At 68.6% G+C, this 15,420-nt stretch carries 13 protein-coding genes; 6 read left to right on the top strand and 7 right to left on the bottom strand.

The genetic code is table 11. The annotated features are described in order from the left end of the window. The first annotated feature begins 57 nt into the window (after positions 1–57). Positions 58–990 carry a LysR family transcriptional regulator gene (locus BMX43_RS00635; protein WP_091296973.1) on the top strand — a complete coding sequence of 311 codons (933 nt, stop codon included), beginning with the start codon at positions 58–60 and terminating at the stop codon, positions 988–990. 7 nt (positions 991–997) lie between these two features. Here the strand turns inward: BMX43_RS00635 and BMX43_RS00630 are convergent, their stop codons facing one another. Together BMX43_RS00630 and BMX43_RS00625 are read right to left on the bottom strand one after the other, a co-directional pair. Next, positions 998–1,228: a WGR domain-containing protein gene (locus BMX43_RS00630; protein ID WP_091295257.1), complete on the bottom strand. Its 231-nt coding sequence runs from the start codon at positions 1,226–1,228 to the stop codon at positions 998–1,000. Between the two features lie 36 nt (positions 1,229–1,264). After that, positions 1,265–2,875 (bottom strand): 5-guanidino-2-oxopentanoate decarboxylase, encoded by a 1,611-nt coding sequence (locus tag BMX43_RS00625; RefSeq protein ID WP_091295253.1) that lies wholly within the window; start codon positions 2,873–2,875, stop codon positions 1,265–1,267. A 222-nt stretch (positions 2,876–3,097) separates the two neighbouring features. Between BMX43_RS00625 and BMX43_RS00620 the strand changes: the two genes are divergently transcribed. Continuing rightward, positions 3,098–3,850, top strand: coding sequence for an endonuclease/exonuclease/phosphatase family protein (locus BMX43_RS00620; RefSeq protein WP_091295248.1), 753 nt, complete (start codon positions 3,098–3,100; stop codon positions 3,848–3,850). Here BMX43_RS00620 and BMX43_RS00615 read toward each other — a convergent pair. Genes BMX43_RS00615 through BMX43_RS00600 form a run of 4 tightly spaced genes read right to left on the bottom strand, consistent with a single transcriptional unit; the run spans position 3,795 to position 9,454 of the window. Beyond that, positions 3,795–5,354, bottom strand: a complete 1,560-nt coding sequence (locus tag BMX43_RS00615) for a phospholipase D-like domain-containing protein (RefSeq protein ID WP_091295245.1) — start codon at positions 5,352–5,354, stop codon at positions 3,795–3,797. The two genes, BMX43_RS00620 and BMX43_RS00615, sit on opposite strands and share 56 nt — an antisense overlap. Positions 5,355–5,376: 22 nt before the next feature. Further along, positions 5,377–7,125: an acetyl/propionyl/methylcrotonyl-CoA carboxylase subunit alpha gene (locus tag BMX43_RS00610; protein WP_217643920.1), complete on the bottom strand. Its 1,749-nt coding sequence runs from the start codon at positions 7,123–7,125 to the stop codon at positions 5,377–5,379. After that, positions 7,122–8,693 (bottom strand): 5-oxoprolinase subunit B/C family protein, encoded by a 1,572-nt coding sequence (locus BMX43_RS00605; RefSeq protein ID WP_091295242.1) that lies wholly within the window; start codon positions 8,691–8,693, stop codon positions 7,122–7,124. Before BMX43_RS00605 ends, BMX43_RS00610 begins: the two co-directional genes overlap by 4 nt. Beyond that, positions 8,690–9,454 (bottom strand): LamB/YcsF family protein, encoded by a 765-nt coding sequence (locus BMX43_RS00600; protein WP_091295239.1) that lies wholly within the window; start codon positions 9,452–9,454, stop codon positions 8,690–8,692. The genes BMX43_RS00605 and BMX43_RS00600 overlap by 4 nt, the downstream gene beginning before the upstream one ends. A gap of 106 nt (positions 9,455–9,560) precedes the next feature. Here BMX43_RS00600 and BMX43_RS00595 point away from each other — a divergent pair, with 106 nt between their 5' ends. Both BMX43_RS00595 and aspA read left to right on the top strand, forming a co-directional pair. After that, positions 9,561–10,457: a LysR substrate-binding domain-containing protein gene (locus BMX43_RS00595; protein WP_091295235.1), complete on the top strand. Its 897-nt coding sequence runs from the start codon at positions 9,561–9,563 to the stop codon at positions 10,455–10,457. Between the two features lie 157 nt (positions 10,458–10,614). Next, positions 10,615–12,021: an aspartate ammonia-lyase gene (gene aspA, locus BMX43_RS00590; RefSeq protein WP_091295232.1), complete on the top strand. Its 1,407-nt coding sequence runs from the start codon at positions 10,615–10,617 to the stop codon at positions 12,019–12,021. Positions 12,022–12,060: 39 nt separating this feature from the next. Here aspA and BMX43_RS00585 read toward each other — a convergent pair whose 3' ends face one another. Next, on the bottom strand, positions 12,061–13,086 hold the full coding sequence (locus tag BMX43_RS00585) for a sugar-binding transcriptional regulator (RefSeq protein WP_217643919.1): 1,026 nt from the start codon (positions 13,084–13,086) through the stop codon (positions 12,061–12,063). A 175-nt stretch (positions 13,087–13,261) separates the two neighbouring features. On the opposite strand from BMX43_RS00585, the gene BMX43_RS00580 reads away from it, so the two are divergent. Together BMX43_RS00580 and BMX43_RS00575 are read left to right on the top strand one after the other, a co-directional pair. Continuing rightward, entirely contained in the window at positions 13,262–14,602 is a 1,341-nt protein-coding gene (locus tag BMX43_RS00580; RefSeq protein ID WP_091295225.1) for a sn-glycerol-1-phosphate dehydrogenase, read from the top strand. Then, positions 14,599–15,420 carry an HAD-IIB family hydrolase gene (locus tag BMX43_RS00575; RefSeq protein ID WP_245749335.1) on the top strand — a complete coding sequence of 274 codons (822 nt, stop codon included), beginning with the start codon at positions 14,599–14,601 and terminating at the stop codon, positions 15,418–15,420. The genes BMX43_RS00580 and BMX43_RS00575 overlap by 4 nt, the downstream gene beginning before the upstream one ends.

Genomic DNA, 15,420 nt, shown 5'->3' with positions numbered 1-15,420 from the left:
GGCGGTATATCCGTAAAATTACATTAAATGTATTCGTCATACCAAAAATGGCATATCATGCAAAATCCCACCGCCACCCTGAAGCCTGCGCAACTACGGCTGATCCATGAAATCGCCGAAACCCGGCAGTTGCAGTTGGCGGCGGTGGCGGTGTCGATGACCCAGCCCGCCGCCTCGCGGATGCTGTCAGAGATTGAACGGGCAATGGGCGCGCCGCTGTTCCTGCGCCAGCCCAAGGGGATGGAGCCGACCGAGATCGGCCATGTGGTGATCCGCCGCGCGCAAGCCATGCTGCGCGAAATGCGTGCCATGGCGGCCGAAGTGCGGGCGCTGCAAGACGGCTTTGGCGGCACCGTGCGGGTGGGGGCGGTGACTGGGCCTGCGGTGGGCTATCTGGTGCCCGCCATCCGCCAGATCAAACGCGAAGCACCGGCGGTGGAAATCACGGTCGACGTGGCGCCCTCGCGCGATCTGCTGCGCCATCTGGCGGCGGGCGATCTGGATTTCGCGCTGGCCCGGGTGCTGCCGGAATTCGACAGCCGCGAGTTCGATATCCTGCCGATGCGCGATGAAAAGGTGGCGCTTCTCGTGCGGCAGGGCCATCCGCTGGCCCGGGCCAGTGCTGTGACGCTGACCGAGCTTTCGGATTACGAGTGGATCATGCAGGAACGCGGCGCCCCGATCCGCGAAGCCACGCTGGAGGCCTTTGGCGCGTTGGGTCTGGCCGAGCCGCGCAATACGGTGAACAGTTCCTCGCTGCTGCTGATGATCGCGTATCTGTCGAAAAGCGATGCCATCGCGCCGATGTCGGAAGAGGTGGCGCAACTGCTGATCCAGACGCCGGTCGGCGCCGCGTTCAGCGTTCTGGCCGTGCCGCGCGACATCCGTGTCTCGCCCTATTTCATGCTCAGCCTGCGGCGGCGGCAGATGCTGCCGATCGCCGCCAAACTGCGCGATCTGGTGCTGGCGCAAAGTGGTCTGGCGCTGTGAGCGACGTTCAGCGATAGCCGCGGCGGCGTTTGCGGGCGGCGAGTTTTTCGGCGGCGGCGGCGGCCTCGGCAGCAGTGGCATGGGTTTCCAGCAGCGTCTGGCCACGCGTGCCCAGCCGACCCCAGTTGCGCAGCAGGGCAACCTCGCCGAACAGGGTTTGGGTCAGCGTCACCGTATAAAAGCGCGCGCGGTTCTGCTCCGGGTCGATCTGGGTCAGCAGCAGGGGCGGGGTGTCCATGCCGCAGCATCGCCGATCCGGGCGGCTGCGGCAAGCTCAGGCGCGGGCGGCGGCCTGCGCGCGCAGATCGTCGCCGAAGATCAGCAGCGTCGGCCCCCCTGCCGCAGCGCCTTGGCGCAACAGGCCCGGCAGCGCATCCAGATCGGTGACCCGCGCCACTTGCCAGCCGCAGGCGGCGGCAATCGCGGCCAGATCGGGGGTCAGGATATCCACGCCAAGTGGCGGAATATTCTTTGAAATCATATAGCTCTTGATCTCGCCATAGCCGTTGTTGTCGTGCAGCAGCAGAATGACCGGCACCTGCGCTTCGGCGGCGCTGGCCAGTTCGCCCAGCACGAATTGCAGCCCGCCATCGCCGGAAATCGCCACAACCGGCCGGGCATCGGCCAGTTTCGCGCCGATGGCGGCGGGCAGGCCATAGCCCAGCGTGCCAAAGCCGGTGGCCGAATTGAACCAGCTGCCCGCCGTGGCGGCGGCGAAGCCGAGGTTGCCCGCATAGGTCAGTTGCGTGGAATCCCCGACCAGCCGCGCCGCTGGCAGCGTGTCGCGCACCAGATCGAGGATCCGCAGATCGCCCTGCATATCCACGCTCAACCCCGCGCGACCCGCCTGTGCGGCGGCGGCCCGCGCGGCGCCGTCGCCCGGGGGGCGGGGCGGCAGGGCGGCGGTCAGCGCGGCCACGGTCAGCGCGGCATCTGCCACGATGCCCAGCGTGGCGGGCAGGCCACGGGCGATTTGCAGCGGGTCCAGATCCACTCGGATCAGACGGGCGGGCGGCGGGAATCCGCCATCCTCATACATGTCGTAATCGGTCGATCCCATCTCGGTTCCCAGCGCCAGAACCACATCCGCCGCCGCGATCAAGGCGCGGGTTGCGGGCAGCGAGGGCGAGAGGGAGACCGCCAGCGGATGCCCCGGCGGCAGCAGGCCGCGGGCGTTGGTGGTCATCACCACGGGGGCATCCAGCGCCTCGGCCAAGGGGGCGAGGGTGGCATGGGCCGCCCCGCCGCCTGCCAGAATTACTGTTTTTCTTGCGTTGTTTAGCAGGGATGCCGCCTCAGCCACCATTGCCGGATCGGGGGCGGGGCGCGACAGGCGCAGGGGGGCGGGCACCGGCAGATGCCCGGCCTCGGCCAGCATGACGTTGATCGGCAATTCCAGATGCACGGGCCGGGGGCGGGCGCTGGCGAACAATGCGAAGGCCTGTGCCACGGCGGGGGCCAGATCTTCGGGGCGGTGGATGGTGCGGCTGAAGGCGGCAACGCCGGCGACGGTCGCGCTCTGGTCCGGCATCTCGTGCAGCCAGCCCTGCCCCGAACCCATGCGGCCATGGGCGTTGACGGTGGAAATCACCAGCATCGGCACGGAATCGGCATGGGCCTGCCCCATCGCGGTCAGGATATTGGTCATGCCAGGGCCGGAAATAATGAAGCAGACGCCGGGTTTACGGCTGGCGCGGGCATAGCCGTCGGCCATGAAGCCTGCGCCCTGTTCGTGGCGCGGGGTGACATGGCGGATGCCGCTGCCCGCCAGCCCGCGATAGAGCTCCACCGTATGCACGCCGGGGATGCCGAAGACCACCTCCACCCCGTAGGCGCGCAGAAGATGGGTCAGATAGACCCCTGTCGAAATGCCGCTGTTGCCCATGGTCGCCCCCCTGCCTGCCGGGCGATCCTGCCATGGCGGGCCGGGCGGCTGCGCCTCTGGAAACGGCATCCGGCGGGGGCGAATGGTCTGGCAGCGGCATGAAAAAGGGGGGGTGACATCGGTACACCCCCCGTGCACCCCCTGTCGGCCCGGCGTCGTGCCTTTTTCGCGCCCGTCTGCAGGTGCCTTGCGCCGCGTCGCGGCATCGGCCAAGCATGGCGGATGACCCAACCACAGTTCACCGTCGCCACCTACAACGTCCAGAAGGGCTTTGGCATGGACCTGCGCCGCAACCCGCAGCGCACGGCGCAGGTGATCGCGTCCCTGCAGGCCGATCTGGTGGCGGTGCAGGAGGGCGACCGCCGCTTTGGCGAGCGGGCGGGGGTCTTTGATCTGGGCGAGTTGCGCGCTGCGGCGGGGCTGGTGCCGGTGCCGGTTCCGGCGCGGCTGGGCGGGCTGGCGCATGGCTGGCATGGCAACCTGCTGCTGGTGCGCGAGGCCGAGGTGCTGGCGGTGGAAGGGCTGCATCTGCCGGGGGCGGAACCGCGCGGGGCGTTGATCGTCGATCTGCATCTGGCCCATGCCGGGCCGCTGCGGGTGATCGCGGTGCATCTGGCGCTGATGGCGCAGGCGCGGCGCGAACAGGCGCGGGTGCTGGCCGATCTGGTGGCGGGCAGCCCGCGCCCGACCATCGTGATGGGTGACATGAACGAATGGCGGCGCTGGCCCAGCACCACGCTGTCGCCGCTGGATGCCGCCTTTGGCCAACCCGGCATGGCGGCCAGTTTCCCCTCGCCCTTCCCGCGCCTGTCGCTGGACCGGATCTATGTGGGGGGCGGGCTGGAGATGATGTCGGCGCAGGCGCATGACACACCGCTGGCGCGGCGCGCCTCGGATCACCTGCCGGTGGTGGCGCGGCTTAAAGTAACCACTCGATCGGCAGACGCCCGGCAAGGCGCAGCACCGTCCGGCTGAACAGGGTGGTGCCCGGTTCGGTGCGGTGGATGATCAAGGCGCCGGTCGCATCGGTCTCGATCCAGTCCAGCGCGCCCTTCTGGCCGCCTTTGCGTAGGCGCAGGCGATAGGCGATCTCGGCCATATCCTCTTCGATCCCGGCAGAAACTTCGGCGGCCAGCGCCGGGCTTTCGATCAGAAAGCCCATTTCGGTGTTCAGGAACACCGAGCGCTGATCGAGGTTGAACGAGCCGACGAACAGGCTGCGCCCGTCGATCACGAAGGTCTTGGCGTGCAGGCTGGTGCCGGTGGAGGCGCCGGTCAGCACCCGCCGCTTGCGCCGCCGGGGCAGGCGCAGGCCCAGCCCGGCCTTCACCTCATAGACCGCGACCCCGGCGCGCAGCAGTTTGCGGCGGTAGCGGGCGTAGAACACATGGACCAGCCGGACATCGGTGGATTGCTGGCCATTGGTCAGGATGCGCAGCTGCACGCCGCGCCTTGTCAGCGCCGACAGGGTGCGCAGGCCGCGCCCGCCGGGGATGAAATAGGCGGACACCAGATCGACCTTCTGGCGGGCGCGGGCCACGCGCAGCGCCAGCCGGGCGATGATGAGCTGGTGCTGCGAGGCCCGCCCGCGCGCCTTTTCGGGATCGTCGCTGAGCAGTTGCACCGGCGCCACATGCGGCACCAGCCGCCCGGCTAGCAAGTCGCCCAGAGCCGAGCCTTCGGTCAGCGCTTCGGCATAGGGCGCCCCTTCGGGACCGGTGCGCAGGGCGGCGGCCTTGGCTTGCAGGCGGCCCAGCGCGCCGGGGCGCGGGCGCAGCAGGGCGGCGGCGGGCAGGGCATGGCCCGAGGCCCAGTAGCGATCAAAATCGGCGGTGACGGCGGCGGGGGCGGGGCCAAGCGCCAGCAGATCGAAATCGATATAATGCACCCGCGCGCCGCTTTCGAAATACTCGTCGCCGATATTGCGCCCGCCCAGCACCGAGGCCACGCCATCGGCGGTGAAGGATTTGTTGTGCATCCGCCGGTTCAACCGCCCGAAATCCAGCAGCAGGTTCAGCAGGCGCAGGCGGCGCAGCAGGAAAGGGTTGAACAGCCGCACCTCGACGCCGGGCAGGCTGTCCAGTGCCTGCAGCAGCGGGTCCAGATCGGGGACGCCCAGATCATCCAGCAGCAGGCGGATGCGCACACCGCGCGCGGCGGCCTGCCGCAGTTCATCGAGCATCAGGCGTCCGGCCGTATCGCCCTGCCAGATGTAATATTGCAGATCGAGCGTGCAGGTGGCGGCGCGGATCAGTTGCACGCGGGCGGCATAGGCATCCAGCCCGTCGCGCAGCGTCACCAGCCCGCTTTGCCCCGGTGGCAGGGCCAGCGCCGCCACCGCGCGGCGCAGCGGGCTGTCGTGCTGGTGCGGGGCGGGCGCGTCTGGCAAAGCCGCCGCTGCCAGCCGGGCGATGCCGCGGCGCACCCACCAGACGGCGGCCAGCAGCAGCGCCAGAAGCCCGAGTGCGGCCCAGAGCATCACCGGGCCCCCCCTGCGGCGTTCATGTGATCCGCGCCAGGGGCGCCCCGTGGGCCAGCATGTCGCCCGCCTCGGCCAGCCGGGTCAGGCGCCCGGCATGGGGTGCCTCGATCCGGGTTTCCATCTTCATCGCCTCGATCACCGCGACGACCTCGCCCGCTGTAACGGTGGCGCCGTCGGCGACCTGCCAGAGTGTGAGGGTGCCTGCGACGGGGGCGCACAGCAGCGCGGGGTCGGCTTCGGGCGGGGGCGCGGTGGGGGACGGGGGTTGGGTGGTCAGCAGGCCGGGGGGCAGGGCGAGTTCGTGGCGCTTGCCGTCGATTTCGATGGCCATGCGCAGCAAGGGCGTGGCGTCAGGGGCGGTGACGCGGGGATGGGGGGCGAAGCGGGCGGTGCAATCGGCCTCGATCCAGCCGGTATGCACGGCGAAGGGGGTGGTGTCGGCGCGGAAGGCCGGGTCTTGCACCACGGCGCGGTGGAAGGGCAGCACCGAGGCCACGCCTTCGATGCGAAACTCGGCCAGCGCGCGGGCGGCGCGGGCCAGCGCCTCGGCCCGGGTTGCGCCGGTGACGATCAGCTTGGCCATGAGCGAGTCGAAGCTGCCGGGCACCTGCCCGCCCTCGGCCACGCCGGAATCGACGCGGATGCCGGGGCCGGAGGGTGGTTGCCAGAGGGTGATCGGGCCGGGGGTGGGCAGGAAGCCGCGCGCCGGGTCTTCGGCGTTGATGCGGAATTCGATGCTGTGGCCGCGCGGGGTGGGGGGCGTGGCGTCGGCCAGCCGGGCGCCCTGGGCGATGCGGATCATCGCCGCCACGATGTCGATGCCGGTGGTTTCTTCTGTGACGGGATGTTCCACCTGAAGGCGGGTGTTCACCTCCAGAAACGACAGGGTGCCGGTGGCAGAGAGCAGAAACTCCACCGTGCCCGCACCGCTGTAGCTGGCATGGGCGCAGATGGCGCGGGCGGCGGTGAGGATGGCGTCGTGCTGCGCGGGGGTGAGGAAGGGGGCGGGGGCCTCTTCGACCAGTTTCTGGTTGCGGCGTTGCAATGAGCAGTCGCGGGTGCCCAGCACCTTGACGGTGCCGTGCCGGTCGGCCAGCACCTGCGCCTCGATATGGCGGGGGCGATCAAGGAATTGTTCGATGAAGCATTCGCCCCGGCCAAAGGCGGTTTCCGCCTCGCGCGTGGCGGAGGCGAAGAGGTCTTCGACCTCCTCGATCTGCCGGGCGACTTTCAGGCCGCGACCGCCACCGCCGAAGGCCGCCTTGATGGCGATGGGCAGGCCATGGGTTTGCGCGAAGGCGCGGGCTTCGACCGGGGTGGCGACGGGGCCGGGGCTGCCTGCGACCAAGGGCGCGCCGACGGATTGTGCGATGCGGCGGGCGGCGATCTTGTCGCCCAAGGCCTCGATCACCTCGGGGTCGGGGCCGATCCAGATCAGGCCGGCGGCGATCACCGCGCGGGCGAAATCGGCGCGTTCGGACAGGAAGCCATAGCCGGGATGCAGGGCATCGGCGCGGGTTTTCAGCGCCAGCGCGATCAGCGCCTCGGCGTTCAGATAGGTTTGCGCCGGGGTGGTGCCGGGCAGGGCGTGGGCCTCGTCCGCCATGCGGGCGAAGGGCGCGTCGCGGTCGGGATCGGCATAGGCGGCAATCGCGGTGATGCCCAGATCGCGGCAGGCGCGCAGGATGCGGACGGCGATTTCGCCGCGATTGGCGATGAACAGGCGGCGGATCGGGCGCGGGTCGGGGCCGGGGGCGAACAGGGTCATGGCGTGGGCTCGATCGGGGCAAAGGGGGTGGCGGCGGCAAAGCGGATGCGCGCGCCGGGGGGAAGCTGGGCGGCCAGCGGCAGGGCTTCGGGTAGCAGCGTGGCGATGACGGGATAGCCGCCGGTCAGCGGGTGATCGGCAAGGAACAGCACCGGCTGGCCGGAATGGGGGATCTGGATGGCGCCACGCTCGGTGCCTTCGGACGGCAGTTCGCGCGCGTCGCGGGTCAGGGGGGCTGCGCCCGACAGGCGTAGGCCGGTGCGCGAGCAGTGGGGGGTGACCTCCCACTCTTGCGACAGGAACAGGGCGAGCATCTCGGGCGGGAACCAGTCGGCGCGGGGGCCGAGGGTGACGGGCAGGGTGACGGTTTCGCCGGGGGCGGGCAGGTGCGGCGCGGGGCGGGGTGTGGGGTCAACGGCCAGCGCTTTCGCATGGCCGAGGGGAAGGGCGCTGCCGGTGGTCAGCGGCGGCGGGCCGAGATGGGCGAGCGTGTCGGTGGAGGCAGAGCCGAGGGTGGGCGCCACGGCAAAGCCACCGCGCAGGGCGAGGTAGCTGCGCATCCCGCGCGTGGGGGGCAGGATTTCCAGCACCTCGCCGGGGTCCAGCGCGAAGGGGCGGGCCGGGTCTATGGCGATGCGGGCGGTGGGGGTGAGGATGGCGGCTTGGGTCGCGGCGCCGTCGAGCGCGAGGGTGGCGGGTTGATCGACGCTGATCCTTGTGGGGCCGAGGGTAAGCTCCAACGCCGGGCTGTCGGGCGGGTTGCCCAGCGCGCGGTTGGCGCGGCGCAGGGCCGGCAGGTCCAGCGCGCCAGAGGCGGTGAGGCCGAGTGCGGCCTGATGCGGGCGGCCCGCGTCCTGCACCAGCACCGGGAAGGCGGTGGCGCGGATGTGCAGGCTGGGGCCGGTGGGGGCGGCGCTGGGCTGGGGCGGCGGTTTGCGCGGCGTGGGGGTGCGGGCGACGAAGCGGACGCGCTGGCCGGGGCGCAGCAGGGCGGGGGGATTGCGCGACAGATCCCACATCGGTTCGGGTGTGGTGCCGATGAGCTGCCAGCCGCCGGGGCTGGCCTGCGGATAGATGCCGCAGAACCGCCCGGCCAGCGCCACCGAACCGGCGGGGATGCGCGGGCGGGGGCTGGCGCGGCGCGGCAGGTCGAAGCGCGGGTCCGATCCGGTCATATAGGCGAAACCCGGGGCGAAGCCGCAAAAGGCCACGGTCCAGAGCGCGGCTTGATGGGCGGCGATCACCTCGGCTGTGGTCAGCGACATCAGGGCGGCGACTTCGGACAGGTCTGCGCCGTCATAGGTGACGGGCAGTTCCAGCACCTCGGCTGCGGTTTCGCTGCGCAGCGAAACCTGCGGCATTTGTGCTGCGATAGCGGCGGCGAGCGTGCCATTGGCCGGGGTGCCGGGATGGGTGCGCACCAGCAGCGTGCGGGCGGCGGGCACCAGTTCGGCGATACCGGGGAGGGCGGCGTGGGTCAGCGCGTCGAACAGGGCAAGGGTCGCGTCAAGGTCGGACAGTTCGACCAGCAGGCTGTTGGGGGTGAGCGGCAGGAAGCGCAGGGTCATGGTGCGAAGGGCGCAATGGTCACGCCATGGGCCAGCAGGGTGGCGCGGATCTGGCGGGCCATGGCGACGGCATCGGGGCTGTCGCCATGGATGCAGATGCTGTCAGCCTGAAGCCGCAGGGGGGTGCCGTCTGCCGCGTCAATCACCCCATCGGTGGCGAGGCGCAACATGCGGGCGGCGACCTGTGCCGGGTCGTGCAGCACGGCGCCGGGATCGCGGCGCGACACCAGCGCGCCGGTGGCGGTATAGGCGCGGTCGGCAAACGCCTCGGCCACCACGCGCAGACCGGCGGCGCGGGCGCGGGCAAGGATCGGCGCCCCGGCAAGACCCATCAGGGCAAGGCCGGGGTCGAGGGCAAGCAGGGCGGCGATGACGGCATCGGCCTGACCGGCATCCTGCGCGATGGTGTTATAAAGCGCGCCATGGGGTTTGACGTAAGTGACCCGCGTGCCTGCGGCGCGGGCAAGGCCTTGCAGCGCGCCGATCTGATAGATCACATCGGCGGTCAGATCCTCGGGCGCCACATCCATCGGGCGGCGGCCAAAGCCCGCCAGATCGGGGTAGGAGACATGCGCGCCGACCGCGACGCCGCGCGACGCCGCTTCGCGCAGCGTGGTCAGGATGCCGCGCGGATCACCGGCATGAAAGCCGCAGGCGATATTGGCAGAGCTGACGATGCCCAGCATCGCCGCATCGTCGCCCATCTTCCAGGCGCCGAAGCCTTCGCCGAGGTCGCTGTTGAGGTCGATCTGTGCGGGCATCTGATCCTCCGGCTGTTGTGCCTATGGCTAGCAGGGGCGCGGGCCGGGTGGAAGCGGCATTGGCGCGCGGCATGGGGGAGGATAGGGTGAGGCGCAGGGGGGCGCGATGGATTTCAAATGGCTGGAAGATTTTCTGAGCTTGGCCGAGACGCACAGCTTTTCCCGCTCGGCCGCGCTGCGGGGGGTGACGCAAAGCGCGTTCAGCCGCCGCATTCGCGCGCTGGAGGATTGGCTGGGGGCGGAGCTGTTGAACCGCGACAGCTTTCCGGTGACGCTGACGCCCGAGGGCAAGCTGTTTCGCGAAACGGCGGAAGAGGCGGTGCGGATGATCCATGCGCGGCGGGCCGAGTTCCGCGACCATGCCAAGGGGGGCGCGCCCGAGATTTCGTTCATCGCGCTGCACAGCCTGACGGTGACGTTTCTGCCGGTCTGGCTGATGCGGCTGAAGGGCGCGGTGGGGCAGGTGGCCAGCCGGGTGAAGCCCGAGAATTTCGACCGCTGCGTCGAGGCTTTGACGGAAGGCGGTTATGATTTCTTTCTGACCTATCACCATCCCAGCGTCGCCATCCCGCTGGAGGCGCCCGCCTATCCGCATCTGGTGATCGGCGCCGACAGTCTGGTGGCGGTGGCAAGGCCGGGCCAGCCGGAGGATTGGGCGCGCGACGGGATGCCCTTGCTGCAATATTCGCGCGGGTCGTTTCTGGGGCAATTGGCGCGCACCGCGCAGGGGCAGCCGGGGGCGCCGAAGGTCTATGTGGCGCATACCGATGAAGCCTCGATGGCCGAGGCGATGAAGAGCATGGCGGTGGAGGGACACGGCGTGGTGTGGCTGCCGCGCCGGTTGGTGGAGGCGGAGATCGTGGCGGGGCGGCTGGAGGTGGTGGCGCCGGAACTGCCGATGCAGATCCGGCTGTACCGCAATGCGGCGCGGGCGCGGGGGCTGACGGCGCGGGTCTGGGCGGCGGCGGAGCGGTTGGCCGATGATTATGCAAAAACGGAATAACCATGGCGATATTGGCATTGGCCTTGCGGGGCGACTGGGCGTAAATCCCTGAAAAGGCGGGCGGCAAGCCTGGCTGATCGACCAACGAACCCCATACAGATTTGCATGACCCCCCGGTCCCGCAGGTGCGGGCCGTTGGCGGCTGCGCGAGGATAACATGATCCAGACCCGTATCGAACACGACCTGCTTGGCGACCGCGCGGTGCCGGCCCACGCCTATTGGGGCGTGCATACGCTGCGCGCGGTGGAAAATTTCCCGATCTCGGGCCAGCCGATCGGGCAGGCGACGGATCTGATTGCGGCGCTGGCGGCGATCAAGCAGGCGGCGGCGCTGGCCAATGCCGATCTGGGGTTGCTGGACGGTGCGCGGCGCGATGCCATCGTGGCGGCCTGCGAAGAAATCCGCGCGGGCAAGCTGCATGACCAGTTCGTGGTGGACCAGATTCAGGGCGGGGCCGGCACCTCGACCAACATGAATGCCAATGAGGTGATCGCCAACCGCGCGCTGGAAATCCTGGGGCATGAGAAGGGCGCTTACCGCTTTCTGCACCCGAACGAGCATGTGAACCTGAGCCAGAGCACCAATGACGTGTATCCGACCGCCTTGCGGCTGGCGGCCTGGGCGGGGATTCACCGGCTGATCGCGGCGATGGGCAGCCTGCGTGGCGCCTTTGCCGAAAAGGCGGGCGCGTTTTCCGACATCCTGAAGATGGGCCGCACCCAGTTGCAGGAAGCCGTGCCGATGACGCTGGGGCAGGAGTTCAACACCTTTGCCATCATGCTGGGCGAAGACGAATTGCGGCTGGCCGAGGCGGCGCAGTTGATTCTGGAAATCAATCTGGGCGCCACGGCGATCGGCACCGGCATCACGACGCATCCCGACTATGCGGAGCGGGTGCGGGCGCGGCTGGCGGAGGTGACGGGGATTCCGGTCATCACCGCCGCCGATCTGGTGGAGGCGACGCAGGATTGCGGGGCTTTCGTGCAGGTGTCGGGTGTGTTGAAGCGGGTGGCGGTGAAGCTGTCGAAGACCTGCAACGATCTGCGCCTGCTGTCCTCTGGCCCGCGCGCCGGGTTCAACGAGATCAATCTTCCGGCGAAACAGGCGGGCAGTTCGATCATGCCGGGCAAGGTGAACCCGGTGATCCCCGAGGTGGTCAATCAGGTGGCGTTCGAGGTGATCGGCAATGATGTGACGATCAGCTTTGCCGCCGAGGGCGGGCAGTTGCAGCTGAATGCCTTCGAGCCGATCATCGCCTACAGCCTGTTCCGGTCTGTCAGCCATCTGACGGCGGCGTGCAAGACGCTGGAGGAAAACTGCGTGCGCGGCATCACCGCGAACCGCGACAAGCTGCGGGAAACGGTGGAGAAATCCATCGGCATCGTGACGGCGCTGAACCCCTATATCGGCTATGCGGCAGCGACCGAAGTGGCGCTGGAGGCGCATCGCAGCGGGCGCGGTGTCTATGAGCTGGTGCTGGAAAAGGGCTTGATGTCGAAAGAGCGGTTGGATGCGGTGCTGCGGCCCGACATGCTGACCCGACCGCAGGCCTTCGTGGCCTGAGACCTGTGACAGCCGTCTGTCCTGCGGGGCAGGCGGCTGTCAGCCTTTGGCGTATTCGGCCAGCACGGCATGGGCGGTGGCCTCGTCCGTCACCAGCACATTGGCCAGCCGGTTGCGCAACATGCCACAGATCGCGCCGACCTTGGGCAAGCCGCCGCCGACGCAGATCCGGCGCGGCACGTTCAGCAATTCGTCATGCGACATGGTGATGTGGCGGTCGTCAAATTCGCTGCGCACCGGGTTGCCCGCGATGTCGAAGAAATGGCCCGAGGCAAAGCCGATGGCGCCCTTGTCGATATAGACCTGCATTTCCGCCTGCGACATGAACCCGCCCTGCACCAGCAGGGTGGGGCCGATCAGATGGGTGACGCCGAACACCGTCATGGTGCATTGGCGCAGCAGGTCGAAATGCTGGTGGATCGACGGTTCGGCCATCAGGATGTCTTTCACCGCCGGGGTGGAGACGACGCCCGGCGCGTGCAGGTTGACGCAACGCGCGTTCAGCCGTTCGGCAATGTTCGAGGTGCAGAGCACGGGCGAGAAATCGAAGGTCGCGGCGGAACTGCCGGTGATCTGCGCCACGGTGACATTGGGCCGCTGCATCGGGGTCAGCAATTGGGACAGCCGCATCACGGTGCGGCCCCAGGCGACGCCGATCACCTCGGTTTCGCCCAGCCGGTTTTCCAGCACGCGCGCGCCCAGATGGCCGATCTGTTCGTGCAGCGAGGCGGTGGAATTGCCTGCGGGCAGCACGAAACATTCCGACAGCCCGGTTGCCGCGCTGAGCCGCAGCGCCAGATCGGCGCGGGCGATGCGCGTCGGATCAATGGCGATGGTGACGATGCCTTCGTCGCGCGCCTTTTGCAGCAGGTTGAACACCGAGGCGCGCGAGATGCCCATCTGTTCGGCGATGTGATCCTGTTTCAGCCCGTCTTCATAGTAAAGCCACGCCGCCCAAAGCGCCTGATCCATGCCGAATTGCGGCGGAATCGGGCGGCGGGCGGCGGATTTGGCATCCGGTGCGGGGGCTGCGTCAGGGGCTGCGTTGGGGGTTGGGTGCTTCATCGCGTGATCCATTTGCCGCCCACAATTGCAGAGAATGCCTGTCTTTTCCAGCGGAACAACGCGGGCTGTGCGGTGGAGTTGGCAATTTTCACCGACTCAAACAAACGTCATTGACATGTGCCAGTGATGACTGGCATATTTCAATCAACAGATCATTTGGCTTTGGGAGGAGCGGATGGACGTGGTTTCACCGAGGCACACCGCTGCATCGGGCGGCTGGAACGCCCTGATCGAAGATGTGACCGGCGGGCGCTGGATCGACCCGGATAGCGGGCGTGCGGCAGAGGTTCCGTTTCGGCATATCGACATTGGCGACGGCTTTGCCGATGCCGCCGACGACCTGCTGGCGCAGGTGATGCCCGCGCAAAGCTATGGTGTGGTCTGCGATGCCAATACGGCGGATGTGATGGGCAGCCGGATCGCGGCGCGGCTGGGCGACCGGGCGACGCTGATCGTGCTGGACCATCCCCATGCCGACGAGGCCGAGGTGGCCGGGCTGCAATCGGCCACGCGGGGGATGGAGGCGCTGGTCGCCGTCGGGTCGGGCACGATCAACGATCTGTGCAAATATGCGACCTATCTGGACGGGCGGCCCTATAGCGTGTTCGGCACCGCGCCGTCGATGAACGGCTATACCTCTTCCACCGCGTCGATCACGCTGCATTCGGGGTTGAAGACCACGCAGAAGGCCCATGCGGGCAAGGGCGTGTTCATCGACATCGGTGTTTCGGCCGGGGCACCCCAATACCTGATCGGGGCGGGGTTGGGCGACAGCCTGTGCCGGCCCACGGCGCAGGTGGACTGGTATTTTTCGCATGTCATGCTGGGCACGCGCTATGCAACCGCGCCCTATGTGCTGCAAGAGGCCGACGAGGCTGCGGCGCTGGCGCGCAGTGCGGGCATGGGGCGGCGCGACCATGACGCCATCGGTTATCTGCAGCGCATCCTGACGCTGGGCGGGCTGGGCATCGCGGTGGTGGGGCTGAGCCATCCGGGCTCGATGGGCGAGCATCAGATCTCGCACTGGATCGACAGTTTTGCCGGGGTGCTGCATCCGGGCACGGTGCATGGGCAACAGGTGGGGGTGGCCTCGGTCACCATGGCGCGGTTGCAGGAAAAGCTGCTGGCGCTGGAAGAAGCGCCGCAGGTGAAGCCCACGCGATTTGACGAGGCGGCGATCCGGGCGCGCTATCCGGCGGCGGCGGTGGAGGATTGCCTGAAGGCGACCCGCGCCAAGGTGCTGGATGCGGAGGCGGCGGCGCGGTTCAACGCGAAACTGGCAGCACTTTGGCCCGAACTGCGGGGGGTGCTGAAGGCGATGATGATCCCGGCGGATCAGATGGCGGCGCATCTGCGGGCCGCTGGCGGCGGGGCGACCCCGGCAGAGATCGGGCTGGACCCGGCGCTTTATGCCGATGCCCTGCGCTATTCGCGCGAGATGCGCGACCGCTACTCCATGCTCGACCTTGCGGCGGACATGGGGATTTTGGAAGATTTCATCGAAGAGCAGGCATGATGCGCCCGATTTCAGAACTCGATCCCAAGGCGCTGGCCGGATGTGTGGCCGTGCTGACCGATATTGACGATACGCTGACCACCGACGGCCAGTTGCCCGCCGAGGCCTATGCGGCGCTGGAACGGCTGGCGCAGGCGGGGTTGCAGGTGGTGCCGATCACCGGGCGGCCTGCCGGGTGGTGCGACATGATCGCCCGGCTGTGGCCGGTGGCGGGGGTGGTGGGCGAAAACGGCGCCTTCTATTTCTCGTATGACCGGGAGGCGCGGAAGATGCGGCAGCGCTTCTTTGCCAGCGATGCGGAACGCAAGGTCAATCGCGCCAAGCTGGAGACGCTGCGCGCCCGGATTCTGGCGGCGGTGCCGGGGGCGGGGATCGCCTCGGACCAGTTGTATCGCGAGGCGGATCTGGCCATCGACTTTTGCGAGGATGTGGACCCGCTGCCCGAGGCCGAGGTGCAGCGCATTCTGGACATGTTCGCCGAGGTCGGCGCGGTGGCGAAGCTGTCATCCATCCATGTGAACGGCTGGTTCGGCGATTACGACAAGCTGTCGATGACGCGGATCTTTGCGCAGGACATTCTGGGGCTGGACATCGATGCCGCGCGCCACCGCGTGGTGTTCGTGGGTGACAGCCCGAATGACGGGCCGATGTTTGCTTTCTTCCCCCATTCCTGCGGCGTGGCGAATGTGCGGGAGTTCGAGGGGGTGACGTTCGCGCTGCCCGCCTTTGTTGCCGACAGCAAGGGCGGCGCCGGGTTCGTGGAAGTGGCCGAGTGCATTCTGGCGGCGCAGCGCCAGCCCGCCGGGGCGGAGGGCTAG

This window comes from Gemmobacter aquatilis (assembly GCF_900110025.1).
Taxonomy (GTDB): domain Bacteria; phylum Pseudomonadota; class Alphaproteobacteria; order Rhodobacterales; family Rhodobacteraceae; genus Gemmobacter; species Gemmobacter aquatilis.
This window is presented reverse-complemented; position numbering and strand designations above follow the sequence as displayed.